The organism is Chitinophaga varians (assembly GCF_012641275.1).
Taxonomy (GTDB): domain Bacteria; phylum Bacteroidota; class Bacteroidia; order Chitinophagales; family Chitinophagaceae; genus Chitinophaga; species Chitinophaga varians_A.
Map to the genome: position 1 here is coordinate 1,693,512 of NZ_JABAIA010000001.1, position 23,763 is coordinate 1,717,274.

General features: G+C 49.5%; 20 protein-coding genes. 12 read left to right on the top strand and 8 right to left on the bottom strand.

Going from position 1 to position 23,763, the window contains the following annotated elements:
• Positions 1–52 precede the first annotated feature (52 nt).
• The 6 genes from rsmG (at position 53) to HGH92_RS06845 (ending at position 3,949) form a co-directional block, all read left to right on the top strand.
• A complete protein-coding gene (gene rsmG / locus HGH92_RS06820) occupies positions 53–682 on the top strand; it encodes a 16S rRNA (guanine(527)-N(7))-methyltransferase RsmG (protein ID WP_168869978.1) in 630 nt (209 codons plus the stop codon).
• Positions 683–806: 124 nt separating this feature from the next.
• Positions 807–1,364 carry an RNA polymerase sigma factor gene (locus HGH92_RS06825; RefSeq protein WP_168869979.1) on the top strand — a complete coding sequence of 186 codons (558 nt, stop codon included), beginning with the start codon at positions 807–809 and terminating at the stop codon, positions 1,362–1,364.
• 18 nt (positions 1,365–1,382) lie between these two features.
• On the top strand, positions 1,383–1,769 hold the full coding sequence (locus HGH92_RS06830; RefSeq protein ID WP_168869980.1) for a hypothetical protein: 387 nt from the start codon (positions 1,383–1,385) through the stop codon (positions 1,767–1,769).
• A gap of 21 nt (positions 1,770–1,790) precedes the next feature.
• Positions 1,791–2,000: a hypothetical protein gene (locus tag HGH92_RS06835; protein ID WP_168869981.1), complete on the top strand. Its 210-nt coding sequence runs from the start codon at positions 1,791–1,793 to the stop codon at positions 1,998–2,000.
• 196 nt (positions 2,001–2,196) lie between these two features.
• Positions 2,197–2,763, top strand: a complete 567-nt coding sequence (locus tag HGH92_RS06840; RefSeq protein WP_168869982.1) for a DinB family protein — start codon at positions 2,197–2,199, stop codon at positions 2,761–2,763.
• A gap of 166 nt (positions 2,764–2,929) precedes the next feature.
• Positions 2,930–3,949, top strand: coding sequence for a patatin-like phospholipase family protein (locus HGH92_RS06845; RefSeq protein WP_168869983.1), 1,020 nt, complete (start codon positions 2,930–2,932; stop codon positions 3,947–3,949).
• A 54-nt stretch (positions 3,950–4,003) separates the two neighbouring features.
• On the opposite strand, the gene HGH92_RS06850 is transcribed toward HGH92_RS06845, so the two are convergent.
• From HGH92_RS06850 to HGH92_RS06870, 5 genes are all read right to left on the bottom strand, one after another.
• Positions 4,004–5,890, bottom strand: coding sequence for a M1 family metallopeptidase (locus HGH92_RS06850; protein ID WP_168869984.1), 1,887 nt, complete (start codon positions 5,888–5,890; stop codon positions 4,004–4,006).
• A 139-nt stretch (positions 5,891–6,029) separates the two neighbouring features.
• On the bottom strand, positions 6,030–6,698 hold the full coding sequence (rsmI, locus tag HGH92_RS06855; protein WP_168869985.1) for a 16S rRNA (cytidine(1402)-2'-O)-methyltransferase: 669 nt from the start codon (positions 6,696–6,698) through the stop codon (positions 6,030–6,032).
• A 97-nt stretch (positions 6,699–6,795) separates the two neighbouring features.
• Positions 6,796–7,041, bottom strand: coding sequence for a phosphoribosylformylglycinamidine synthase subunit PurS (gene purS, locus HGH92_RS06860; protein WP_078668804.1), 246 nt, complete (start codon positions 7,039–7,041; stop codon positions 6,796–6,798).
• Between the two features lie 143 nt (positions 7,042–7,184).
• Positions 7,185–7,952: a CDP-alcohol phosphatidyltransferase family protein gene (locus HGH92_RS06865; RefSeq protein ID WP_168869986.1), complete on the bottom strand. Its 768-nt coding sequence runs from the start codon at positions 7,950–7,952 to the stop codon at positions 7,185–7,187.
• A 148-nt stretch (positions 7,953–8,100) separates the two neighbouring features.
• Positions 8,101–9,390, bottom strand: coding sequence for an aminopeptidase P N-terminal domain-containing protein (locus HGH92_RS06870; protein WP_168869987.1), 1,290 nt, complete (start codon positions 9,388–9,390; stop codon positions 8,101–8,103).
• Between the two features lie 330 nt (positions 9,391–9,720).
• Here HGH92_RS06870 and pckA point away from each other — a divergent pair, with 330 nt between their 5' ends.
• The 4 genes from pckA (at position 9,721) to HGH92_RS06890 (ending at position 15,146) form a co-directional block, all read left to right on the top strand.
• Positions 9,721–11,322 carry a phosphoenolpyruvate carboxykinase (ATP) gene (gene pckA, locus HGH92_RS06875; protein ID WP_168869988.1) on the top strand — a complete coding sequence of 534 codons (1,602 nt, stop codon included), beginning with the start codon at positions 9,721–9,723 and terminating at the stop codon, positions 11,320–11,322.
• 293 nt (positions 11,323–11,615) lie between these two features.
• Positions 11,616–12,503, top strand: coding sequence for a bifunctional methylenetetrahydrofolate dehydrogenase/methenyltetrahydrofolate cyclohydrolase FolD (folD, locus tag HGH92_RS06880; protein ID WP_168869989.1), 888 nt, complete (start codon positions 11,616–11,618; stop codon positions 12,501–12,503).
• Positions 12,504–12,539: 36 nt separating this feature from the next.
• Complete coding sequence (locus HGH92_RS06885; protein WP_168869990.1) at positions 12,540–13,166, top strand: 7-carboxy-7-deazaguanine synthase QueE; 627 nt, start codon at positions 12,540–12,542, stop codon at positions 13,164–13,166.
• Positions 13,167–13,256: 90 nt separating this feature from the next.
• Positions 13,257–15,146 (top strand): OmpA family protein, encoded by a 1,890-nt coding sequence (locus tag HGH92_RS06890; RefSeq protein ID WP_168869991.1) that lies wholly within the window; start codon positions 13,257–13,259, stop codon positions 15,144–15,146.
• Positions 15,147–15,271: 125 nt separating this feature from the next.
• On the opposite strand, the gene HGH92_RS06895 is transcribed toward HGH92_RS06890, so the two are convergent.
• Positions 15,272–16,084, bottom strand: coding sequence for a 5'-nucleotidase, lipoprotein e(P4) family (locus HGH92_RS06895; protein ID WP_168869992.1), 813 nt, complete (start codon positions 16,082–16,084; stop codon positions 15,272–15,274).
• 90 nt (positions 16,085–16,174) lie between these two features.
• Between HGH92_RS06895 and dprA the strand changes: the two genes are divergently transcribed.
• Positions 16,175–17,275, top strand: coding sequence for a DNA-processing protein DprA (gene dprA, locus HGH92_RS06900; protein WP_168869993.1), 1,101 nt, complete (start codon positions 16,175–16,177; stop codon positions 17,273–17,275).
• A 131-nt stretch (positions 17,276–17,406) separates the two neighbouring features.
• On the top strand, positions 17,407–18,879 hold the full coding sequence (gene guaB, locus HGH92_RS06905; protein ID WP_168869994.1) for an IMP dehydrogenase: 1,473 nt from the start codon (positions 17,407–17,409) through the stop codon (positions 18,877–18,879).
• A 70-nt stretch (positions 18,880–18,949) separates the two neighbouring features.
• On the opposite strand, the gene HGH92_RS06910 is transcribed toward guaB, so the two are convergent.
• Entirely contained in the window at positions 18,950–20,350 is a 1,401-nt protein-coding gene (locus HGH92_RS06910; RefSeq protein WP_168869995.1) for a SusD/RagB family nutrient-binding outer membrane lipoprotein, read from the bottom strand.
• A gap of 23 nt (positions 20,351–20,373) precedes the next feature.
• Positions 20,374–23,427 (bottom strand): SusC/RagA family TonB-linked outer membrane protein, encoded by a 3,054-nt coding sequence (locus HGH92_RS06915; protein ID WP_168869996.1) that lies wholly within the window; start codon positions 23,425–23,427, stop codon positions 20,374–20,376.
• Positions 23,428–23,763 lie beyond the last annotated feature (336 nt).

Below are 23,763 nucleotides of genomic sequence, written 5' to 3' on the forward strand. Positions count from 1 at the left end.
AGATACTCCGCCATTCGTCGTTTTATAAGGGCCAATTCTTTACTTTTGCGCCATGGAGATTATTTTAAAGTATTTCAGCGATTTTACGCCTGCCCAGTCACAACAGTTGGAAGCCCTGAAAGGATTGTATGAGGAATGGAACGGGAAAATCAATGTGATTTCCCGGAAGGATATTGATTCTTTGTATGAGCGGCATGTGCTGCATTCCCTGAGCATAGCGGCCATCGCAGATTTCCAGCCGGGCACCCAGATACTGGACCTGGGCACCGGAGGCGGTTTCCCCGGCATTCCGCTGGCCATCTTCTTCCCCGAAGTACAGTTCCACCTGGTAGACTCCATCGGCAAAAAAATCAAGGTGGTACAGGGCGTTGCAGAAGCCCTCGGCCTGAAAAACGTTACCAGCGCACATAGCCGCGTAGAAGAGATTAAAAACCGTAAATTCGATATCGTAGTGTCCAGGGCAGTAGCCCCGCTGGCCGACCTGTGGCGGTGGAGCAAGCCCCTACTGAAAAAATCGGCCGTGCCCGGCAAACAGTTCGAAAAAGGACTGATATGCCTGAAAGGCGGCGACCTGGCGCAGGAAATCTCTGAAAGCGGCGTAAAACCGCGGTTAATAGACATTTATGATATTTTTCCGGAAGAAAGTTTTAAGGAAAAATACATTGTGATGGTTAAAAGCTGAGGATTACCCGCCATGGACGCTGGTTTTGTTGCCCCTGATATTTTTTTCAAGAAAAATAAAATATCGTTTTTACTGTTTCGTCTTCCTTATTACGATGAAACAGTTGCTCCTCACAAACAGCATAATGGCCCAAGAGCAAAACGACCGCATACAGGCTACGGTAAAGCAGGAACGCAAGCGTTTACTGCACTTCATCCGGCAGCGTGTCAACAACGCGTCGGATGCGGAGGACATATTGCAGGACGTACTGTACCAGTTCACCGAATACCTGCGCCTCGGCAGTCAGATAGACTCCATTACGGGCTGGCTCTTTGCGGTGACGCGCAACCGGATCACCGACTGGTTCCGCAAGAAAAAAGAAACACCTTTCACCGACTTTACGCGCGAAATAGAAGGAGAGGAAGTCCTTTTTCTGCCGGAAATCCTTGCTGATGAAAACTTACAAGCCGACACCCCGTTAACGCGGAAGATCATATCGGAAGCGATTACACAGGCTATCGATGAATTACCTGCCGAACAAAAACAGGTCTTCCTGCAACACGAACTGGAAGGCAAATCATTTAAGGAAATGAGCGAAGAAACAGGCATCGGCGTCAATACGCTGTTGTCCAGGAAACGCTATGCAGTGCTGTATCTGCGGGAACGGCTGGCAGAACTTTATCAGGAACTATTTAATAACTAACATCAAATTATTCAAGATATGCGACCCATCAAAAAAATAGGATTGGTTTTCTTAGGCATCGCCTTTTTTGCCCTTGTCATCCTGCTGACGCAGGTTTTATGGAACAACCTGATTCCGGAACTTTTCCACGGCCCCGTTATCTCCTACTGGCAAGCCCTCGGCCTGCTCGTACTCGGTAAACTGCTGTTTGGCTGGCATGGCCACAAACCCGGCGGCGGCAAATGGGGCGGCGGATGGCGCCAACGCAAAGAATGGAAAGAAAAACTGGCCAACATGACTCCCGAACAACGGGAAAAAATAAAACAACGCTTCCGCCAGTACTGCGATCCCCGTGGATTTAACTGGCATGAGGACGAATTTGACCAGCAGAAGGACCGCGGCGAAAAAGAGGACAAACAAGTATAACCCAACTAAATCCATTCCGCTATGATAGGCATCTTCAAAACCAATATCGGGAACACACAGGAAAAACAGGCCATGATACAGGCAATCACCTCCCGCTTTGAGGTGGCCAGCTGCCACGTGGACCTCGATGACTGCGACAGGGTACTCAGAATTGGTGACCTCCGGGTAGCTGAGAATATCATCATTGATTTCGTACAACAGCAGGGTTTTTTGTGTGAAGTACTGGAATAAGTGAGTTTTTTACAGGAAGAAATGATCCATTTATCGGGTTTAGCACCCGAAAAGTAAACATTAATATATTTTATATCTGTCATTTTATTGGACAGGTCGCAAAACCGGCGTAACTTCAGGAAGAATGCAAAGTGGCCCGGGTATCAGTTTGGAAGCTTCCGGTTTTGTGTTTTATGCACCCTTTAAATCATTTCCTATGTACCTGAACCAGCATGAGATCCATTCTCAGATAAATAGCAGCTTCGATAATTTCGTTGATTTTGTGCAGACATTGCCGGATCACCGTTTTACCGCTACGCCCTATGGCAAATGGTCTGCAGGACAACAGCTCCAACATCTCATTAAATCGTCCAGGCCGGTAGCTACCGCCATGGGCTATCCAAAAATACTGCTGCATTACTTCGGCACCAGCCGCCAGCCGTCACGCTCCTACCATCAACTGGTGGAAGACTATCGTCAGCTGCTGGCACAGGGCGGCAAATCCACCATCACTTACCTGCCCGGCATTGTTTATGGCGCCCAGCGGCCCATACTCATAGAGGCCTTCCTTAAACAAAAGAACAGACTGCTAGAGAATCTGGGCAGATGGTCCGAAAACGAGCTAGATAAGTATCGCCTGCCTCATCCCCTGCTGGGGAAAATCACCCTGCGGGAAATGCTGTACTTCACGGCCTATCATACAGAACATCATCTGGAACAATTGAAATTCCATGAATTACAAGGCCATAACTGGGAAAATCAATTACAACAACTCATCTTTTAATCGTTATATACCCAACTTATTTTTACGCCTGATCAGGACTGCGACGCCGTCCTGATTTTTTTTTGCCCGGATTTTGTAATTTGAGAGATGACCACCAATTTGTCATACGCATAACCCCATGCCAGTTTAGCAGTACAAACCGTACATTATTTTTGAAAAATCTATCATGACGAAAACAGCATTAGTATTAGGAGGAGGCGGTGCCCGTTGCGCCTTCGCCATAGGAGTGGTCAGGTATATCCAGCAACATCATCCGGACATTCAATTCGATATCGTTTGCGGCACCAGCACCGGCTCGCTGATCGCACTGCTGGCAGCCATCGGAGACAATGAACTGGCAGAAAAGATCTTTACCGCCAATGTCACACCCGATTTCCTGTCTACCAACCATGCTATCCAGCGGCTGGCCAACAACCACCTTTCGCTGTATAACATTATTCCGTTACTGCATAAAATCAATGCTATCGTTACGGAAGACCGCTACCGCCAGTTGATGGCTTCGCCACGTGAACTGTTCATTGCTACCAGAAGCCTCCAAACCGGCAGCAATATCTATTACTCCAACCGCGAGTCCAACAGCAACGGCTATACGGTAAAAAAAATCGGTGACGTATATACGCTGCGTGACGCAATGGTAGCTTCTTTCACGCAACCGGCATTTATGCCGCCGGTAGATATTACGGAACCCAACCAGCCGCTGCAGCAACTCATTGATGGCGGCGGCCCTTTGTACGCTCCGATAAAACTCGCCATAGACAGGGGCGCAACAGATATCTACCTGGTACTGCACACGCCGGTGGAACAGGAAGCCTATCATATCCAGTTTAAAAACCTGGTCGATGTATTGGAACGTACTATGGACTGGGCCACGATCAATATGTCTGAAAAAGATATCGCTGTGCCCATGGTGTACAATCAGTCGCTCCGTTACCTGGAAGCTATACAGCGCCAGTTACTGGCTGCCGGCGTATCACCGGAAACTGTCCACCAGTGTTTTGACCTGCCGGAAGCCGCGCCCTTCAAAGGAAAGAAGATAGTAAACCTGCATGTGATAAGGCCCGATACGCCACCGGCCGCCGGCATGGGTGGGTTGGAATTTATCAACCGTGCTATCAGAAGCATGATAGCCGATGGGGAAACAAAAGCTGCCGAAACATTTAAACAGCTACATATTCAACCAGTATAAAAGCGGAAGACCGAAGCTATGCTTCGGTCTTCCGCTTTTATACTGTATCCTATTTTAGGACACTGCTTTATTATTACTTCTGTCGACATCTGCCAAACGCTGGCTGGGATCAATTTCCAGCTCTTTTATTTCAGACAGTGGCAGGTCCAGTTCCACCTCATAGGTAGCGTTGGTCCAGTACCAAACGGGATCGACTATACGTTTTACCCCGGGTTGTTCATTGGGCTTCTCGCCAAACATGAGCGACATCGGGATATAGTGCATCACCTGATTGCCTTTTTTATCGGTCACCATAAAGTCTACCGGCATCGGGAACAAACCAACACGACGCAGGCGTACAACGGTTTTGCTGCCCTTGCTATATACGCTGTCAATACCGTAATCAATATGTTTGGTGGAATTGATAAAGTATTGTTTGTACCAGTCCAGCTGAATACCGCTCTGCTTTTCCATTACGCGGATAAAGTCGTTGACATTCGGATGTTTGAATCGCCATTCGTTGTAATAGCGTAACAGGCCAGCATCACGGTTGTCTTTACCGATCACGTAACCCAGCTGCTCCAGGAATACGGCGCCTTTTGAATAGGCGGTAAGGCTGTAGCCGTAGTTGCTGTTAAAGTGATCTGCATGCGTGGATGCCGGTTCTTCATAAGGGCTGTTTACAAGGGCGAAATAGCCATTGTAGGAGCCTTCATGCGGATTTTTTCCTTTCAGGGAATCAACGGTGTTATAGTAGGTAGCATCTTCTCCGAAGGTGGTAAAACCTTCGTCCATCCATGGATAGAGGCTTTCATTGGTGGCCAGCATGCCCTGGTACCAGGTATGCATCCATTCATGCAATGCCAGATTATAGAGTGCGGAGATGTTCCGGTTGCCCATGATCAGGGTGGCCATTGGATATTCCATACCGCCGTCGCCGCCCTGGATGAAGGAGTACTGCTGATAAGGATAGGCCCCGTAATGCGCTTTGATGTACTTATAGGCGCCGGGGATCAATTTAGCCAGCTCCGGCCATGACTCACGGGTGCTTTCATTTTCGATATAGAAGAAGTGTGCCGTAAAGCCGTCTACTTTTTGCGTAATGTGTTTGTAGTCCGGATCTGCGGCCCATACGAAGTCATGCACGTTAGGCGCCACAAAATGCCAGGTCAGTGTATTTCCGGCAGGACGGTTTACTTTGGCGCCTGGTGTTTCGTAACCATAGCCGATCTGGTTAGGGTTTTGCAGGTAACCGGTACCAGCCAGCACATATTTTTTATCGATGGCTATTTTCACATCATAATCGCCCCATACGCCGTAGAATTCACGGGCGATATAGGGAGTGGGATGCCATCCTTCGTAGTCGTATTCACACATTTTAGGATACCACTGGGCCATGGAGAAGTCCACCCCTTCTGAATTATTGCGGCCGCTTCTGCGGATCTGCACTGGTACCTGTGCTTCAAATTCCATGTCGAACACGGCTTTTGAATGTGGCAGGATAGGTTTGTCCAGCGGCACTTCCAGGATAGTTTCCACTACTTTGAATGCTTGTGCTTTGCCATCTCTTTTCAGGGAGATGATTTTCTGGTAGCCTATCTCGTCCGGTTTCAGTTTGGAGATGCGGTCCTGCACCCGGGCGTCCCAGTCCCGGCGGGGATTGCCGTTTTTGTCTTTACCGAGCACGATTTTTCCCAGGTCGCGGCTGCGCACGTCCATCATACTGCCTGGCTGAAAGGCGTTCCAGTACAGGTGATAGAAGACTTTCTTCAGCGTGTCAGGAGAGTTATTGAAATACTCCAGATGTTGTGTGCCGGTCAGTTTGTTGGCGGGGGCGTCCATTGCCACGTCCATTGTATACTTTACCCTTTGTTGCCAGCGGTCTGACTGTGCATTTAGTTGTAACCAGCTGCCTGTCATCATAGTAAGGGCCAGGCAGCTTCCTAATACCCCGTGCTTCATTCAGTATATTTTTATTCCGGGCTAAAATAAACAATTCGGGATAGCTATCCCGTAAAATTGGTCAAAATATACATCAGCAGGTCTTCCGCCTGTATGGGCGGTTATTGGGGGAAGATGTTACGGGATATCGGTAGATGGGTCAGCCGGCGCCTTGTACAACGACTACGATCTCGCCTTTTACGCCTTTTTCGAGGAAGTAGTCATGCACTTCCTGAAGGGTACCGCGTTTATTTTCCTCGAACATTTTGGTGAGTTCGCGGCTAACGCAGCAGGGGCGGTCGGGACCGAGGTACTGTATCAGATCGGCCAGTGTTTTTACCAGCCGCATGGGCGATTCATAAAAAACGAAGGTGCGTTCTTCAGTGGCCAGTTGGGTAAACAGTGTATGGCGGCCTTTTTTGAGCGGCAGGAAGCCTTCAAAAGTAAAGCGGTTCATGGGGATGCCGCTGTTGACCAGTGCGGGCACAAATGCGGTGGCGCCGGGCAGGCATTCCACAGGCACGCCGGCACGGATACATTCGCGGACCAGCAGGAACCCGGGATCAGAAACGCCAGGCGTGCCTGCATCAGTGAGCAGGGCCATGGTTTTGCCGGATTGCAGCTGTTGCAGCAGGTGCTGCACTATTTTGTGTTCGTTATGTTGATGGTAGGGAGTTACCGGTTTGTTGATCTGGTAATGTTTGAGGAGCACGCCGGAGGTTCGGGTATCCTCGGCCAGCACCAATTCCGCCTCTTCCAGTACTTTAACAGCCCGGTAGGTAATATCGGCGAGATTGCCGATAGGAGATGGAATGAGGTATAATTTCATGTGAGTTACGAATTACGGAATTACGAATTACGAATTATAGATTTCCCAATGAGGCTCGGGCAATTCGTAATTCGTAATTCGTCACTCGTAATTATTTTTATTGTATCTGTACTTCGAAGTATTCCATTACCTGATTGGCCAACAGCTTCTGGCAGGCACTTTCAGCGATCTGATGTGCTTCTTCCTTGCTGGCGGCTTCAATTTGCAGGGTAATGTGTTTGCCAATCCGTACATCTTGTACCTGGCCCATGCCAAGGTTTTTGAGACCACTCATCACCGCTTTACCTTGCGGGTCCAATAATTCTTTCAGTGGCATCACATTGATATGTGCAGTAAAAGTCATTGTGCTAAAATTTGGCGCAAACCTACTAAAAAAAATTACGAATTACGAATTACGAATTACGAATGGAGGGTTTCCTTATCGAAAGGTTAATAACTAACCGCTCTGTAAAGAAACCCTCCATTCGTAATTCGTAGCTCGTAATTCTATATGGGTGTTACTTTCGGAGGTACGGCCAGCGAGAGCAGTACGTAACAGATGAATATAAACGGAGCTGTTGCATAGTTAAGGAAGGGAATGCTGACAATCACCAGCACTGCCAGCAAGAGCCTTGTCCAGTTGGCCTTCAGCGATTTCTCCTTTATTTTCAGGCTCAGCATAGGAATTTCTGACACCATCAGGTAGCATAGTACTGCAATGATGCCATACAATACCCAGATGTTCTGTAACCAGTGGGCCAGATTATAGGGATTGTACAACACGATCATCGGGAAAGAAGCCACCAGCAGTCCTACAGCCGGCGTAGGCACGCCTATAAAGTTGTCAGACTGGCGGGTATCGAGATTAAACTTAGCCAGGCGGTAGGCCGCAAAACACGGTACCAGCAAGGCCGGCGCCAGATTCACCATGGATACTTCAAACGCATCGGGCATCTGGTAATAGGCACTCCGCAGCAGCCGGTACAACATCATACCGGGCACCACCCCAAAAGTCACCACATCTGCAAGAGAGTCCAGCTCTTTGCCCATGGGCAATTGCACCTTCAGCAAACGGGCCGCCAGCCCGTCGAAAAAATCGAAAATTGCTGCCAATACCACCAACGCAGAAGCCCAGTATACCGGCTCCGGGTTGGTCACCGTATAATCATTGCCGTTAAATTCCACCCGGAACTCCGGCGCATGCAGCACACAGATAATGGCCAGCGCACCACAAAAAAGGTTACATAGGGTAATAATGTTAGGAAGTTGTCGCATTCAAATGGCTTTAAAACAATTACAAATTACGAATTACAAATTACGAATGGAGGGTTTCCTTATCGAAAGGTTAATAACTAACCGCTCTGTAAAGAAACCCTCCATTCGTAATTTGTAATTCGTAATTCGTAATTCGTAATTAACTGGATTATTTCATCAGTGCTTCGATCTCCTCAGCAGTGACAGGAATATTTTTGAAAAGGTCCACATTGCCGCTGGCAGTAAGCCATATGTTATTCTCAATGCGAACGCCCATTTTCTCTTCTTCTATGTAGATGCCTGGTTCAACGGTCATCACCGCGCCTTCCGGAATAGGCTGGTGTAAAGACGGGCCCAGGTCATGCACGTCTACGCCCAGGTGATGGGAGATGCCATGATACAGGTATTTGCGGTAAGCCGGGGATTCAGGGTCCTGGTTTTTGATGTCCGCTTCCGTAATCAGTCCCAGTTTTACGAATTCTTTACCGGCTTCCTCTCCTACCATTTCGTGGTATTTAGCGATGGTAATGCCGGGGCGGAGAATGCTTTTCGCATAGTTATGCAGATGCAGGCAGGCATTATACACCTGGCGCTGGCGGTCGGTGAATTTACCGTTTACAGGTACAGTACGGGTAAGGTCAGCGTTATAGCCGCCGTATTCCGCGCCGAAGTCCATCAGGATCAGTTCACCATCTTTACACTCCTGGTTGTTGGACACATAGTGCAGGGTACGGGCACGGTCACCTGAAGCGATAATAGAGCCATAAGCCTCACCGGCGGAGCGGTTGCGCAGAAATTCATGTACAATTTCAGCATGGATTTCGTGTTCCCATACTCCCGGTTTAATAAATTTCAGGATGCGGCGGAATGCTTTTTCCGTAATGTCTACCGCTTGCTGTATCACTTTCACTTCTTCTGCTGTTTTCACCGCGCGCAGTTCCTTGAAGATAACGGCGGCCCGGAGATAGTTGTGCAGCGGGTAGCGGAGCTTCATTTCCTGTGCGTAGCGGTAATCCCTTACCGGCACCAGACTGGCTTTGCGGTTATTTTCATTGGAGTTCAGGTAGATGTTGGAAGCATCATTGATCCATTGCTGCAGCAGGGCGTCGAGGCTGTCGAGCCACACTACAGTGCCGATGCCGGAGATGGCAAAGGCTTCGTCCTTGCGCAGGCGGTGGCCGTCCCATTTTTCTTTCAACTCATTAGGACGTACCAGTACCAGTACTTCCCGGTATTTCGGATCGGGATTGTCCGGATATAATACCACCATGGTATCCTCCTGATCGATGCCGGTAAGCCAGTACAGATCGGAGTTTTGTTTAAACTTATGCAACGCATCGCCGTTGGTCGGCAATTCATCATTGGAGTTGATAATAGCTATTGACTGTGGCTGCATTTTGGCCACAAAACGCGCACGGTTTTTAACAAACAGCTGCGAGTCCAAGGGCAGATTCTTCATATCGTCTGTATTTCAAATGAGGCTCCAAACCTAGGCCAAAATTTTGTGATTTCATGAATCCGCTGTGTGATAAATTTAAATTCAGGAAAACTGGTTAAAAAGCGGGAAGAGCCGGATAAATACTGATACTCCCTTGCGAATACTTAATGTTATATTCACACAGCCGTCGTTTGAAATACTGCAAGGAAACGCAGCCAAATTAAAAATCCATCAACAATAACCCCGGGTACCACTCAATTTATCTAAATTTTAGTGGTGTAACACCGATAAAATTTGACGATATCAAAAAATGCCTAGTTTTGCCATTACACCAAAACAATCTTGCTTTTTATGCAAATGAGTAGCGTAAGGAACCCTGTTGCTGACTTACGGGAACTGGGCATAGAGAATGTGTCGAATGTATATTACCAGCTGTCTCCAGAGAAACTGGTTGAACAGACATTAGCCAGAAAACAAGGCGTACTGGCCGACACAGGAGCGCTGGCCGTCAATACCGGCCAATTTACCGGCAGATCACCCAAAGACAAGTTTATTGTAAAAGACGACCTTACAGCTGACACTGTTAACTGGAACGACTTTAACATTCCCGTTTCTGCAGACGTATTTGACCGCCTGTACAAAAAAATCACTGCCTATTTTACCGGCAAAGACATATGGGTACGTGACTGCTATGCCTGCGCGGACCAGGATTACCGGGTTAACATCAAGGTAGTGACGGAACTGCCCTGGTCAAGCCTGTTTGCCTATAATATGTTCCTGCGCCCCACGGAAGAAGAACTGGACTACATGCATACCGACTGGACCGTTATCCAGGCCCCGGGCTTTCTGGCAGATCCTGCCGTTGACGGCACCCGGCAGGGTAACTTCAGCATGGTAAGCTTCTCCCGTAAAACCATCATTATCGGTGGTAGCGCTTATACCGGAGAAATCAAAAAAGGCATTTTCACCATCCTTAACTATGTGCTGCCACATGACAAACAGGTGCTGAGCATGCACTGCTCCGCCAATCAGGGAGATGAAGGCGATACTGCCATCTTCTTCGGTTTGAGCGGCACCGGTAAAACCACCCTCAGTGCAGATCCTTCCCGTAAACTGATCGGCGACGATGAACACGGCTGGACATCCACCGGCGTGTTTAACTTTGAAGGCGGTTGTTATGCCAAGTGTATCGACCTCTCTGAAGAAAAAGAGCCGCAGATATTCCGGGCAGTACGCCCTGGCGCCCTGCTGGAGAACATCCAATTCTTCCCCGGCACCAATACTGTTAACTACACTGATTGTACCATTACGGAAAACACACGGGTGTCTTACCCACTGTCTTATATTGACAATGCACTGGAACCTTCCATTGGAGGCATTCCTAAAAACATATTCTTCCTGACCTGCGACGCTTACGGCGTATTACCGCCAGTTTCCCGGCTGACGCCCGGCCAGGCCATGTACCAGTTTATTTCCGGCTATACCGCCAAGGTAGCCGGCACAGAAGCAGGTGTCACCGAACCTAAATCAACCTTCAGCGCCTGCTTTGGCGCGCCTTTCATTCCGCTGCACCCGGCACAGTACGCCCAGATGCTCGGTGAGAAAATGCGCCGTCACCAGGTGAACGTATGGCTGATCAATACCGGCTGGACCGGCGGTGCTTATGGCATTGGCAGCCGTATCAAACTGTCTTACACCCGTGCGATGATCTCTGCCGCCCTGAAAGGCGAGCTGGACAACGCCACCTTCCATCCTCATCCTGTATTCGGCGTGGCGATGCCTGACAGCTGCCCCGGTGTTCCGGCTGAAATCCTGGACCCGCGTAATACCTGGAATGACAAAGCAGCCTATGACGAAAAGGCGAAAGACCTGGCCGCCCAGTTCATCCGCAATTTTGAGAAATATGCTGCCGCTGCAGACGCTGAAATCCTCGCTGCCGCACCAAAAATCTAATGCTTTCCGATGTGATCAAAAATCTTTCCCTGCCGCCCGTGGGCAGCAGGGAGATTTATATGCAAGTTTTGCCTTATAATTTCCACTATCGCGCATTCTGACGGGCGCAATGCCCGGGCAAAACAAGCGCTGCCCCTGGTCGCTTGTTTTGCCGAATGCCGCGCAATCAATTACGAATGACATTTACGAATTGAGGGCTGTTTTATGGGACGGTTATTAAGTAGCCTTTCCGTAAAGCAGCCCTCAATTCGTAATTGTAATTCGTAATTCGCAATTCATTTGTACCTTTGCACATGCAAATTTTAGACGGTAAACTCGTTTCTGAGGCTATTAAAGCCCAATTAGCCGCTCAGGTGGCTGAATTAAAGGCTGCTGGTAAAAAAGTACCTCATCTCGCGGCCATACTGGTAGGTAACAATCCCGCCAGCGAAACTTATGTGGCTTCCAAGGTAAAATCCTGTGCAGAATGTGGCTACAACTCCACCCTGCTCCGTTTCGACGAACAGATTTCCGAAAAGCACCTGCTGGACCAGATCATTTTGCTCAATGAAAATGCAGATGTGGACGGTATCCTGGTGCAACTGCCTTTACCTAAACACATCAACGAAGAACTGGTGATCAACACTATCGATCCCAGCAAAGACGTAGACGGCTTCCACCCCATGAACGTGGGTAAAATGGTGAGCGGTTTACCAGCCTTTATCCCTGCTACTCCTTATGGCATCATGCTGATGCTGGAACATTATAACATTCCTACTGCCGGCAAACACGCGGTAGTAATAGGCCGCAGCCATATTGTGGGCACACCGGTAAGCATCCTGCTGAGCCGCAACACCAACCCTGGCAACTGCACCGTTACCCTCACCCACTCCCGCACACAAAACCTGGCAGAAATATGCCGACAGGCCGATATCATCATTGCTGCCATCGGTAAACCGGACTTTGTGACCGCCGATATGGTCAAAGAAGGCGCCGTAGTAGTGGACGTAGGAATCAACCGGGTGGCTGACGCTTCCAAAAAGAGCGGTTTCCGCCTCAAGGGAGACGTTAAATTTGATGAAGTAGCGCCTAAATGCAGCTTCATTACGCCAGTGCCTGGCGGCGTAGGTCCGATGACCATCGCAGCCCTGCTGAAAAATACCTATCACGCCAACATCGGCCTGAAAGGAAGTATGAACTAAAAGTTGCGGTAATACCCGAACTTTGTGCCGTAAATCATGTCAGTAATAACAACAAATATCAAAACCAGCACCCTGCCCGTGATGGAAAGCTTCTACACCCTTCAGGGAGAAGGCTACTATCAGGGCAAGGCAGCCTATTTCATCAGGCTGGGCGGTTGTGACGTAGGTTGCCATTGGTGCGACGTAAAAGAGAGCTGGGATGCCTTAAAACACCCGCAACGCGAGATCACGGAGATCGTGGAAGAGGCTGCTGCCCATCCGGGCCGGCTTGCCGTTATCACCGGTGGCGAACCACTGATGCATAACCTGGACGCGCTCACCAAAGCCCTGCATAAAAAAGGGTTCCGCACCCATATGGAAACATCCGGCTCCTCTCCGCTCAGCGGCAGCTGGGACTGGATCACCCTGTCGCCCAAAAAATTCAAGGCGCCGCTGCCGGAAGTATGTAAAGTGGCCAGCGAACTGAAAGTGGTCATCTTCAACAAATCCGACTTTGCCTGGGCAGAAAAATATGCAGCGCTGGTCAGCAAACAATGTAAGCTGTACCTCGCGCCGGAATGGGACCGCAGCGCAGAAATGACGCCACTGATCATTGACTATATCAAAGACCATCCCGAATGGGGCCTGTCTTTACAGGTACATAAATACATCAATGTACCTTAGGGGAGAAGATAAAACGAAGAAGCCACTGCAATGAAAGCAGTGGCTTCTTCGTTTTATCTTCTATCTTCGTTACACAACCCAGAAACATTTATGAAACGTACGCTGTTATTATCCGCCTGTTTATGGTGCTGTTGCCTGCAAATACAAGCCCAGACAGTTACTTACGAGACAGCCCCTAAAAAAGCAAAAGCCTTCTTTGACGAGGCAGTAGACGCCGTCCGCATGTACAGAAGCAAAGATGCGATCGACCAGCTGCAAAACGCCATCAAAGTGGCGCCGGGCTTCACCGACGCCTATGGCCAGATGGGCCTTTGTTATATCGATCTGAAAAATTATTCCGCGGCCAAAGAAAGTTTCACCAAACTGAAACAACTGGACAGCAGCGGGCTCAAACCGGTGATGGTAGCTTATTCCCGCTCACTGGCCGGCACCGGCGATTTTCAGAGCGCCCTGAATGTCATCCGCCAATATCTTGCCACCAGCAAAACACTGAATAAAAACGCCGAAAGGCTCAGGGACAATTATGAGTTTGCCGTCAGCCAGCATCAACAGGTGCCTTTTCATCCGGAAAACCTGGGAGATAATATCAACAGTAAAGACCCTGAATATTTTCCGTCGCTCACCATCGACGCACAAACATTGATTTATACCCGCCGTGTAAATGGCCGCAATGAAGACTTTTTCATCTCCCGCCGCGACAGCAGCGGCTGGCAGCCCGCGCAGAATATGGGCGAACCGGTAAACACCTCGTTCAATGAAGGCGCCCAGAACATCTCACAGGACGGTACATTGCTGGTATTTACCGGTTGCGAATTTCCCGAAGGCAAAGGCAGCTGCGACATCTACTATTCCGAGAAAACGCCCGACGGCTGGACAGCGCCACAGAACATCGGCGCACCGATCAATACGCGGGACTGGGAATCTCAGCCCTGCCTGTCTGCCGATAAACAAACGCTTTATTTCGCCCGCGAAACAACCGATGCAGGCGCCGACATCTTCATGAGCCGCCGACAGGAAAACGGCCGCTGGAGCGTGCCGGAGCGCCTTGGTCCCAATATCAACACCCCAGGCAGGGAAACCACGCCTTTCATCCACGCAGACGGGCAAACGCTGTATTTCGCGTCCAACGGGCATCCCGGCTACGGTGGCCTCGACATTTTTTACTCCCGCCGTCAGCCTGACGGCAGCTGGGGACCCGCCACCAACCTGGGTTATCCTATCAATACCATCGATGAAGATGCCTCGCTCGTAGTAGAAGCCAATGGCAAAACCGCTTATTTTGCCTCCGACCGTTCCGACACCCGCGGCGCCCTGGACATCTACCGCTTTGAACTTTATCCTGAAGCACGGCCACTGCAAACCCTTTACGTAAAAGGCTATGTGTATGATACCACTACCCACAAAAGACTGACCGCCAATATTGACGTGATAGACCTGCAAGGCGGTTACACTATCGCCGCCGTTAAAACAAACGATAACGGCGATTTCCTGGCGCCGCTGCCGGTAGGAAAGGACTATGCTTTCCATGTGAACAAGAAAGGATATTTGTTCTATTCTGATAACTTCTCCCTGAAAGATCATCACCCCGGAACACCTTTTGAGAAAAATATTCCGTTGCAGCCACTGGCCGTTAACGCCAGCATTGTCCTGCATAACATTTTCTTCCAGAGCAACCAGTTCAGTCTTGAACCGGCATCCGTGACAGAGCTGGACAAACTGGTGAAACTGATGCAGGACAACCCGGCGATTAAAATTGAAATCGCCGGTCATACCGACAATATAGGTTCCGATAAAGACAACATGGTGCTGTCCGCCAATCGGGCCAAGGCAGTGGTGAAATACCTGACAGACAAGGGTATCTCGGTGAACCGGCTCACCTTCAAAGGTTATGGGGAAACACAGCCGATTGCCACCAACGACACGGAGGAAGGACGCGCCACCAACAGGAGAACGGTGTTTCGTATCGTCAGCGTAGAATAGATTTAGGAATTTTTTGATTCGTGAATCAATAACAAGGATAAAAGCGAAGACCGAAGCAAGTTGTGTATCAACCTGTTTCGGCCTTCGCTTTATCAACACACGAAATCAAAAGATCCGTAGATATTTTAATAGTTCCGCAGTTGTGCTTTCATCACGCTGTCTTTCTGTTGTGGCGTGAGTTTATATTGATAGTTATACAATGCCCCTTCCCAGTCGCCGTACATCGGATTGGGCAGCACGATATACCGGCTACCGAAGCTGGCAGCGGATTGCAGGGCCGTACTATTTCTTTCCGCAACAGTTTTTTTATCGAAAGCGGCGGCGAAGTCGCTGAGGTTATCCCCGAATAGCAGCACAATCTCGTACTGCTGCAACACTTGCTGGCGGCGGGGTTCCTTACCGGAGCCGGCGGTTTTCAGCAACAGGTGCTGATCATCTGCGTCAGGGAAGCCGTAGCGTTGCAGGTTTTTCAGCGTAGCGGCCCTTTCAGCTTCCAGTCTGTTGGTGATATAGAACACTTTCACGCCTTTGGCGGCTGCGTATTTAAAAAAGTTGGGAGCGCCTGGCACTGTATCAGCCATGGCTTTAGCAGTCCATTCCATCCAGCTTTTCTCATCATAACTTTTGCCGTTAAGCGCCTGATGTACCGAATAGGGGCTGTTGTCGAGCACTGTTTCATCGATGTCTGTTACGACCGCCAGTGGCAAATGATGGGGTTGCGCCAGGTACTGATCGAGCCGCAAAGCCGCCAGCTGATAGGCTTGCAGGCAGAGGGCCTTGTATTCGCCAGACTGCTGTTGCCACAAGGCAGCCCATGCGGGGCCGTAAGGTGTGAGTTGCGTAGCCGGGGCAGCGGGTGTTTGTACAGCTACCGGCGTTGTTGTTTTACAGGCCAGCATTCCCAGCAGCAGTGTACCTGTCCATAACCTTTTCATCATAAAAATTACTGTTGTTGACTGCAAAAATAAATGGTTCCGGCAACATGTGTGCTGACGGGAAATTCGTAATTTAAAAGGAAATTGTTTGTTATGCCCCAGGAGTTGCTATACCAGATAGCTTTAACCCGTATTCCTTTAATTGGCGATGTGATTATCCGTAAGCTGCTGGAGACATTTGGCAGTGCCGGTGATATTTTCCGCGCGCGGCGGCGGGAGCTGGAATGCATCGAAACAGTGGGCAGTATCAGGGCCAATGCCATCCGCAGCTTCCGTGATTTCAGCGAAGCTGAGAAAGAGATACTTTTTATGGAGCGGTATGGTATCCGGGCATTGTTCTGTACAGACCCCGACTATCCACAGCGGCTGCATCACTGTTATGACAGTCCCGTGCTGTTATATTTTAAAGGCGCTGCTTCGCTGAATGCCACGCGTATGGTGAGTGTGGTGGGCACCAGGAGGCCATCGGCCTATGGCAGGCGTATTTGCCGGCAACTGACGGAAGAGCTGGCTGCCGCGCAGGTGACAGTTGTCAGCGGGCTGGCCTATGGTATTGATATACTGGCCCACGAAACCGCTTTACAGGCCAGTACGCCTACTATTGGCGTGTTGGCGCATGGGCTGGACCGTATCTATCCGGCGGCCCATAAAGGCACGGCAGTGGCCATGATGGCACAGGGCGGGTTGTTGACCGATTTTATGAGCGGGCACTTGCCGGACAGGCAGAACTTCCCCAAGCGCAACCGTATTGTGGCTGGTATCTGTGATGCCACCGTGGTGATAGAAAGCGGGCTACAGGGAGGCTCGCTGATCACGGCAGATCTGGCCAGCGGCTACCACCGGGACGTGTTCTGTATCCCGGGGCGGGCAGATGATCCATTGGCAGCAGGCTGTAATCATCTGATAAAAAATAATAAAGCCATGTTGATCACCGGAGCGGCGGATGTATTACAAATGATGGGATGGGAAGAGAAGTCGAAGCCTGCGGCGGTCCAAAGGGAATTGTTTTTACAATTGTCAGACAATGAACAAAAACTGCTGTTGTTATTCCGGGAGAAGTCGCCACGGCACGTAGAAGAATTGTATCTGTTGACCGGCCTTACCGGTAGCCAGGTGGCGGAAGCGTTGTTCAGACTTGAAATGCAAACAGTACTCAAAAGCTTGCCCGGACAGCGTTACGAGCTGATTATATAAGTCCGCGATCAGTGTTAATAACGTAATATTAACATGCGATCAGGATGCTGCTGGTGGTGAATATTTTATTTATTGGCAAAATAGAGCTACATTTGCGTGCAATTATTTTTTAACTGATTAATAATTGCATCATGCCTGCGGGAAAATCTAAACCCAAATTTGTAGCTGACGGCCTTACCTTTGACGACGTGCTCCTCGTGCCGGCCTACAGCGAAGTTCTGCCTAAAGAAGTAAACATCTCTACGCAACTCACCAAGAACATACGTCTGAACATTCCGATGGTATCAGCGGCTATGGACACTGTGACAGAAGCCAATCTGGCTATCGCGCTGGCGAGAGAAGGGGGTATAGGTATTCTCCATAAAAACATGAGCATCGAAAGACAAGCGGAGATGGTAAGAAGGGTAAAACGCAGCGAAAGCGGTCTGATTATGGACCCCGTTACCCTGAAAGCCGATGCCACTATTGGCCAGGCGCTGAAGCTCATGAAAGAAAACGGCATTGGTGGTATTCCCATTATCGATGACAATAACAAACTGGTTGGTATTCTGACTAACAGGGACCTGCGTTTCGAGAGAAACAAAAAGCGCCTGGTAGCTGAAGTTATGACCAGTGAAAAACTCATCACAGCACCAGAAGGCACCGATCTGAAAAAAGCGGAAAAAATCCTTCAGCAATATAAAATTGAAAAGCTGCCGGTTGTTAACAAACAAGGCAAACTGGTTGGCCTGATCACTTATCGCGACATTCTGCAGCTCACCAGCTATCCCAATGCCGTAAAAGATGAATTCGGCCGTTTGCTGGTAGGTGCTGCACTGGGCATTACCCCCGATGTACTGGACCGCGCCCAGGCCCTCATCAATGTAGGTGTTGACGTCGTTTGCCTGGACAGCTCCCATGGTCACTCTATCGCAGTGATCAATACGCTCAAAAAATTAAAGAAAGCATTCCCTAAACTGCAGGTGATCGCTGGTAACGTTGCTACCGCAGAAGGTGCGCTGGCACTGGCACAGGCGGGCGCTGACGCAGTGAAAGTAGGTGTAGGGCCAGGTTCTATCTGTACCACCCGCATCGTAACCGGCGCTGGTTTCCCTCAGCTGTCGGCTATCCTGGAAGCTTCTGAAGCATTGAAGAAACTGGGCATCCCGGTAATCGCCGATGGCGGTATCCGTTATACCGGTGACATGGTAAAAGCTATCGCTGCCGGCGCTTCCTGTATCATGGCGGGCTCTATCTTCGCCGGTGTGGAAGAAAGCCCCGGAGAAACCATCATCTACGAAGGCCGTAAATTCAAATCCTACCGTGGCATGGGCTCTATCGAAGCCATGCAGGAAGGCAGTAAAGACCGTTACTTCCAGGATGAAGACGATATCAAGAAACTGGTCCCGGAAGGCATCGTAGGCCGTGTACCTTACAAAGGCTACCTGTCTGAAGTTATCCAGCAATTTGTTGGCGGTCTGCGCGCAGGTATGGGACTCACCGGTTCTAAAGACGTGAAAGCCCTGCAAGCTGCACAGTTTGTGAAAATCACTGCTGCTACCGTGAAAGAAAATCACCCGCACGATGTGGTGATCACCAAGGAAGCACCGAACTATAGCCGTTAATTCAAGATCGTATATAAACAAAAAAAGACCGAAGCAATGTGCTTCGGTCTTTTTCGTTTATGCGGTAACGTTATTTCGCGTCCCACCATACCCGGTCAGCGGTGGTCACCTTCTGGTCCGGCTGCGGGTTAGCCAGGATTTCATTGGAAGGATAAGGCCATCTTCTCGGGATGTAGTTCACGAATGGATTTTCCGGCAGTGACAGCTGCGGATAACCGGTACGTCTCCAGTCATTGTAGGTTTCGATAGAGAGGAAGCCTGCCACGTATTTTTCATAGATGATCTGCTGTAAAGCATTGGCATCTGTGAGTGCGGGGCGGCTGTTGATATAAGCCTGTGCATCAGCTGCACCTACTTTCAGCATGTCCATATGCGCTTTGATAGCTGCCTGATATACTGGAGTGGCAGCAGTGGCGCCTGATTTAAGGAAAGTAGCTTCTGCCTTGATGAACATTGCTTCTGTGTAAGTAGCGAGGTACAAAGGTGCATCAGCGGATGCATAGAAGCTGTTCACCTGGGACAATACGGTCGGATCGGGAACAGTAGTGGCACCCGGCGTACGGCCGGTATAACCGCCATCCGCATCGGTGGTAGCGATGATTGGCAGACGCGGGTCATTATTGCTCTTCAGGAAATCGACGAAGGTTTTGTTCATCACTACGCCGCCGGCGCCTGGTTCTGTGTTTTTAAACCAGGGGCTTTCTGCCTGTGCAGCGCCGGTGTAAGTCACCATAGCGTTATCGCTGTTATCAGCAAAAGCGTTGGCCAGCGCCGCCAGGGCGAGGTCTGCCTGTGCAGCGGCCGTATGGCCGGGCGCTTTGGTGAGGCGCAGATAAAAACGGGCTTTCAGCATGTAAGCCAGTTTTTTCCATTTGGCCATATTACCCTGGTAGATATAATCATCTGAACCGGGAGCCACAGCGCTTTTCGGCTGACTGGCAAAATAGATGGCACTGTCAAGCGTAGACTGCAACACCTGGTAAATAGATTCCTGGCTATCGTATTTCGGACGGGAAATAGCCGGCAGTTTCATTGCGTCGGTGTAAGGCACGTTGCCCCACACGTCTGTGGCAATAGCCAGGTTGAAGGCAAACAACGTTTTACCGATCGCCATGTATTCGTTATGACCGGCAGCTCTGGCCTGGTCCATCATCAACCGGAGGTTGTTGAGGATGTTGGGATAAATGTAGAAGGTCCAGGTATTGTCCACATCTACCGGGAAAATACGGTAGGTTTCCTGACCAGGTGATGGCTGGTTCTGGGACAACTGTTGCATCCAATAAGCGCCGTTTACGCCATTGAAACCACCTACTACCTGTGTGGACATAGTAACTTCCACTGGCGGAAGGACCAGTTTTTCCGATACCTGCATCGGGTTATTAGGGTCCTGGTTTACGTCCAGGAACTTTTTACAGCCGCTACCCAACAGCACGGTGCTTAAAAATATGGTGGCTATATGTAATCTTCTCATGATTGTTATGCTTTTAAATACTACTAAAAGGTTGCTTTTAAACCGATGATCACGGTATGGTTGGAAGGCACCATGAAGTTAGCGAAGCCCTGACCATTGCCGCTACCGTTGAGGCTCACTTCAGGATCGGAACCGGTATAGTTTTTATGCAGGATAAAGTTGGTACCGGTAACATTCACTGCCAGTGATTTAAAAGGTGTTCCTTTCAGCATATGACCGAAGTTGTAACCCAGTGATACCTGTCTTAATTTCAGGAAAGAACCGTCTTCGATAGAGCTTTCATCAGCAGCGGAATAGATGTTGGTATAATAGGCCTGTGTATATGGTACTGACAGCGTGTTCTGTTTGCCAGTGCTTTCTATCACACCTGGGAATACCACGTTAGAGCCACGGTTTTCAGTAACCTTTGGTGTACCGTAGAACAACAGGTAGTGATTGTCCAGATTGAGGATATCGCCACCATGTTTGTGATCGAGCACAAAGGAGAAAGTAAACGCCTTCCAGGTGAGGGTACTGGTAAGACCGCCCAGCCATTTCGGTGTTACGTGGCCGATAGGAGCAATATCATCAGCCACCTGCGGGTAACCATCATCGCTCAGCAACATCTGGCCGGCGTCGTTACGTTTGAAGTGTGTGCCCATGATTACGCCATAAGCCTGGTCAGCAAAGGCATAAATACCTGGTGTGGTGAAACCTGCCAGGAAGATGCTGTTGAGACCTGGCGCCAGCCTGGTAACCTTGTTGTCAATTTTGGTATAGTTAACACCGATGTCCCATGTCAGGTTTTTGGTTTTGATCGGTGTGATGTTCAATACTACTTCCACACCTTTGTTGCGCATGTCACCGGAGTTCATGCTGGCAGCAGGATAACCGGTAGCACCGGAAATCGGCGTGCTGGTGGTCAGCAGGTCGGCACTTTTCCTGTCGAAGTAGCTCACTTCCAGGCCGGCCCTGTTTTGGAAGAATTTGGTTTCCAGACCAACTTCAAATTCTTTTACGCTTTCGTTTTTAAGCGGATAAGCGTAAGTGGTGCTTTGCAGGTAACCGTTCTGTCCCTGGAAGGGGAAATTGATGTTGCCTACGGAAGCTTTGATGTAAGGAGTGGTTAAACTGTAAGGACCTACGTTATCGTTACCTACGGCAGAATAAGACACTCTCAGTTTACCGAAGTTCAGGATCTTGTTATTAGACATGCCCAGTGCTTCGGTGAAGATGAAGCCGCCGCTTACGGAACCGTAAGGGTAGAACTGTTTGTCTTTGGACAATACAGAAGTACCGTCGTAGCGGCCGGTCACCGCCAGTGTCAGCATTTTTCTCCACTCTACGTTTGCCTGTGCATAGAAGCCTACTTTCCTGGATTTATACAGGTAATAGTTGGAAGTCACATTGCTGGTATTGGCCACTGTATACAGACCGGGAACAGACAGGCCGACACCTTCCACATAGTTGTTGTTATTGTAGTTGGAGAGGATGTTGTTACCCAGGATCAGGTCAGTAGTCCAGTCGGTACCGAAGTTTTTATGTGCCTGGATGATCAGGTCATGGTTGAACTGCTGGTATTGGATATCGCGTTTATATAATCTTCCGTCAACAGATTTGGAACCGATGATACCCATATTTTCATGATAGTCGGTGTTGTTCACATACATATCGGCGCCGAATCTTTCGGTGATGGTCAACCAGGAAAGCGGAGAGTAAGACAGGTTGATCACCGGGATGATACGGTTTACTTTATCTGTCAGGCCGGTGTTGTCTACGAGCCAGTAAGGGTTGTTACGGGCAGCGCGGTACACCTGTTGGGAACCGTCGGCTTTAGTGGTCGGGAACGGGTTCCAGGAGATGGGTGCTGCGTAAACGGTCCACAGTGGATTTGCGAGGCCGTTACCTTCCAGCAGACGGTCGTTGTCAGAGTGAATGTAGTTGAACTGTGTGGTGAGGCGCAGGTTTTTAGCCAGCTCGATACCATATTTAGCAAACAGCGCATGCCTTGAATAATCGGTATTCGGCATGGTACCGTCGGTTTTCACGAAAGAGTAAGACACCAGGTAATTGGACTTATCAGAGTAACCACTTACAGACACGTTGTTATCGGTAGTATGACCGGTACGGAAGAAGTCTTTGATGTTGTCTCTTTTCTGAACAGGCACACCGCCTACTTTCAGGGTATCGATGAGTGGTCCCCAGGAAGCAGAGCCCAGTTGACCGGCGTTACCGTTTACATATTTACCACCGGACCCTTGCGCGTATTTATCCTGAAACTTAGGCAGGATAGGATTCTCGAAGGAGTAGCTGGAGCTTACGGATACTGTAGGTTTGCCAGCGCCGGCGCCCATGCCGTTTTTGGTGGTGATGATGATCGCGCCTTTAGCCGCTGCGGAGCCATAGAGGGCAGTCGCTGCGGAGCCTTTCAGCACGTTGATGCTTTCGATGATGTTTGGATCGATATCAGCAGCGCGGTTGGAGGTACCGCCACCGCTGAGCGCGCCGTCAGGGTTACCAGCTTCGCCGTTATCCATAGGGATACCGTCGATTACCACGAGGGCCTGGTTTTCACCGGTGAGGGAGCTGTTACCGCGGATCACGATCCTGGCGGAGCTACCGGGCATACCGCTGGAGTTGGTGATTTGAACGCCGGCCACTTTACCGGACAATGCGTTTACCAGGTTGTTTTGTTTAGCTTCCACGATGGAGGCTCCTTTCACTTCCTGTGTAGCGTACGTGAGCGTACGTTTGTCGCGTTTGATGCCCAGTGCCGTTACCACTAATTCATTGAGTGACTGGTTGCTGCCAGTCAGTCTAACTACGAGCGGGTTGCCGCTGGCATCCGCTGCCACTGTTTGGTTGGCATATCCCACAAATGAGAAAATGAGGGAAGCTCCCGCAGGTGCTTCCAGTTTGAAATTTCCGTCCGGTCCGGAAATGGTGCCTTTGGAGGTGCCTTTAATGAGTACGTTTACACCAGGCAAGGGAGAACCGTCCTTTGCGTCGGTTACTTTACCGGTAATGGTCCGTGTTTGCGCATATGCCTGCAGCATACAGATGGTCACGAACAACCAAAGGAATAACCCTTTCTTCATGAGCAATTTAGATTTTGAAAGATGATTTCTGATACCAGATAACAATGGCATAGCCATCTCTTAGTTCGTATAGCCATTATGGTTATACATACTAAAAGGTTTTAGTAGACAATAAAATCCTGATCCGGGACGTAGTGCCAGTTATGTGACAGTGATGATCCGGGAAAATGGTGTTTTTAGGTAAGCACTTGGCTTAAGTGTTCAGATAATTGGTCGCTGTTTTAGATTAGATGTTGTTTTTTTTGATTTAGATGATGCAAAAACCTTTTAAGCACAATATTGGAAACCTGGTCCGGGAGGACCGGGCCTATATCGTCGCTTCACGAGTAAGGTAAC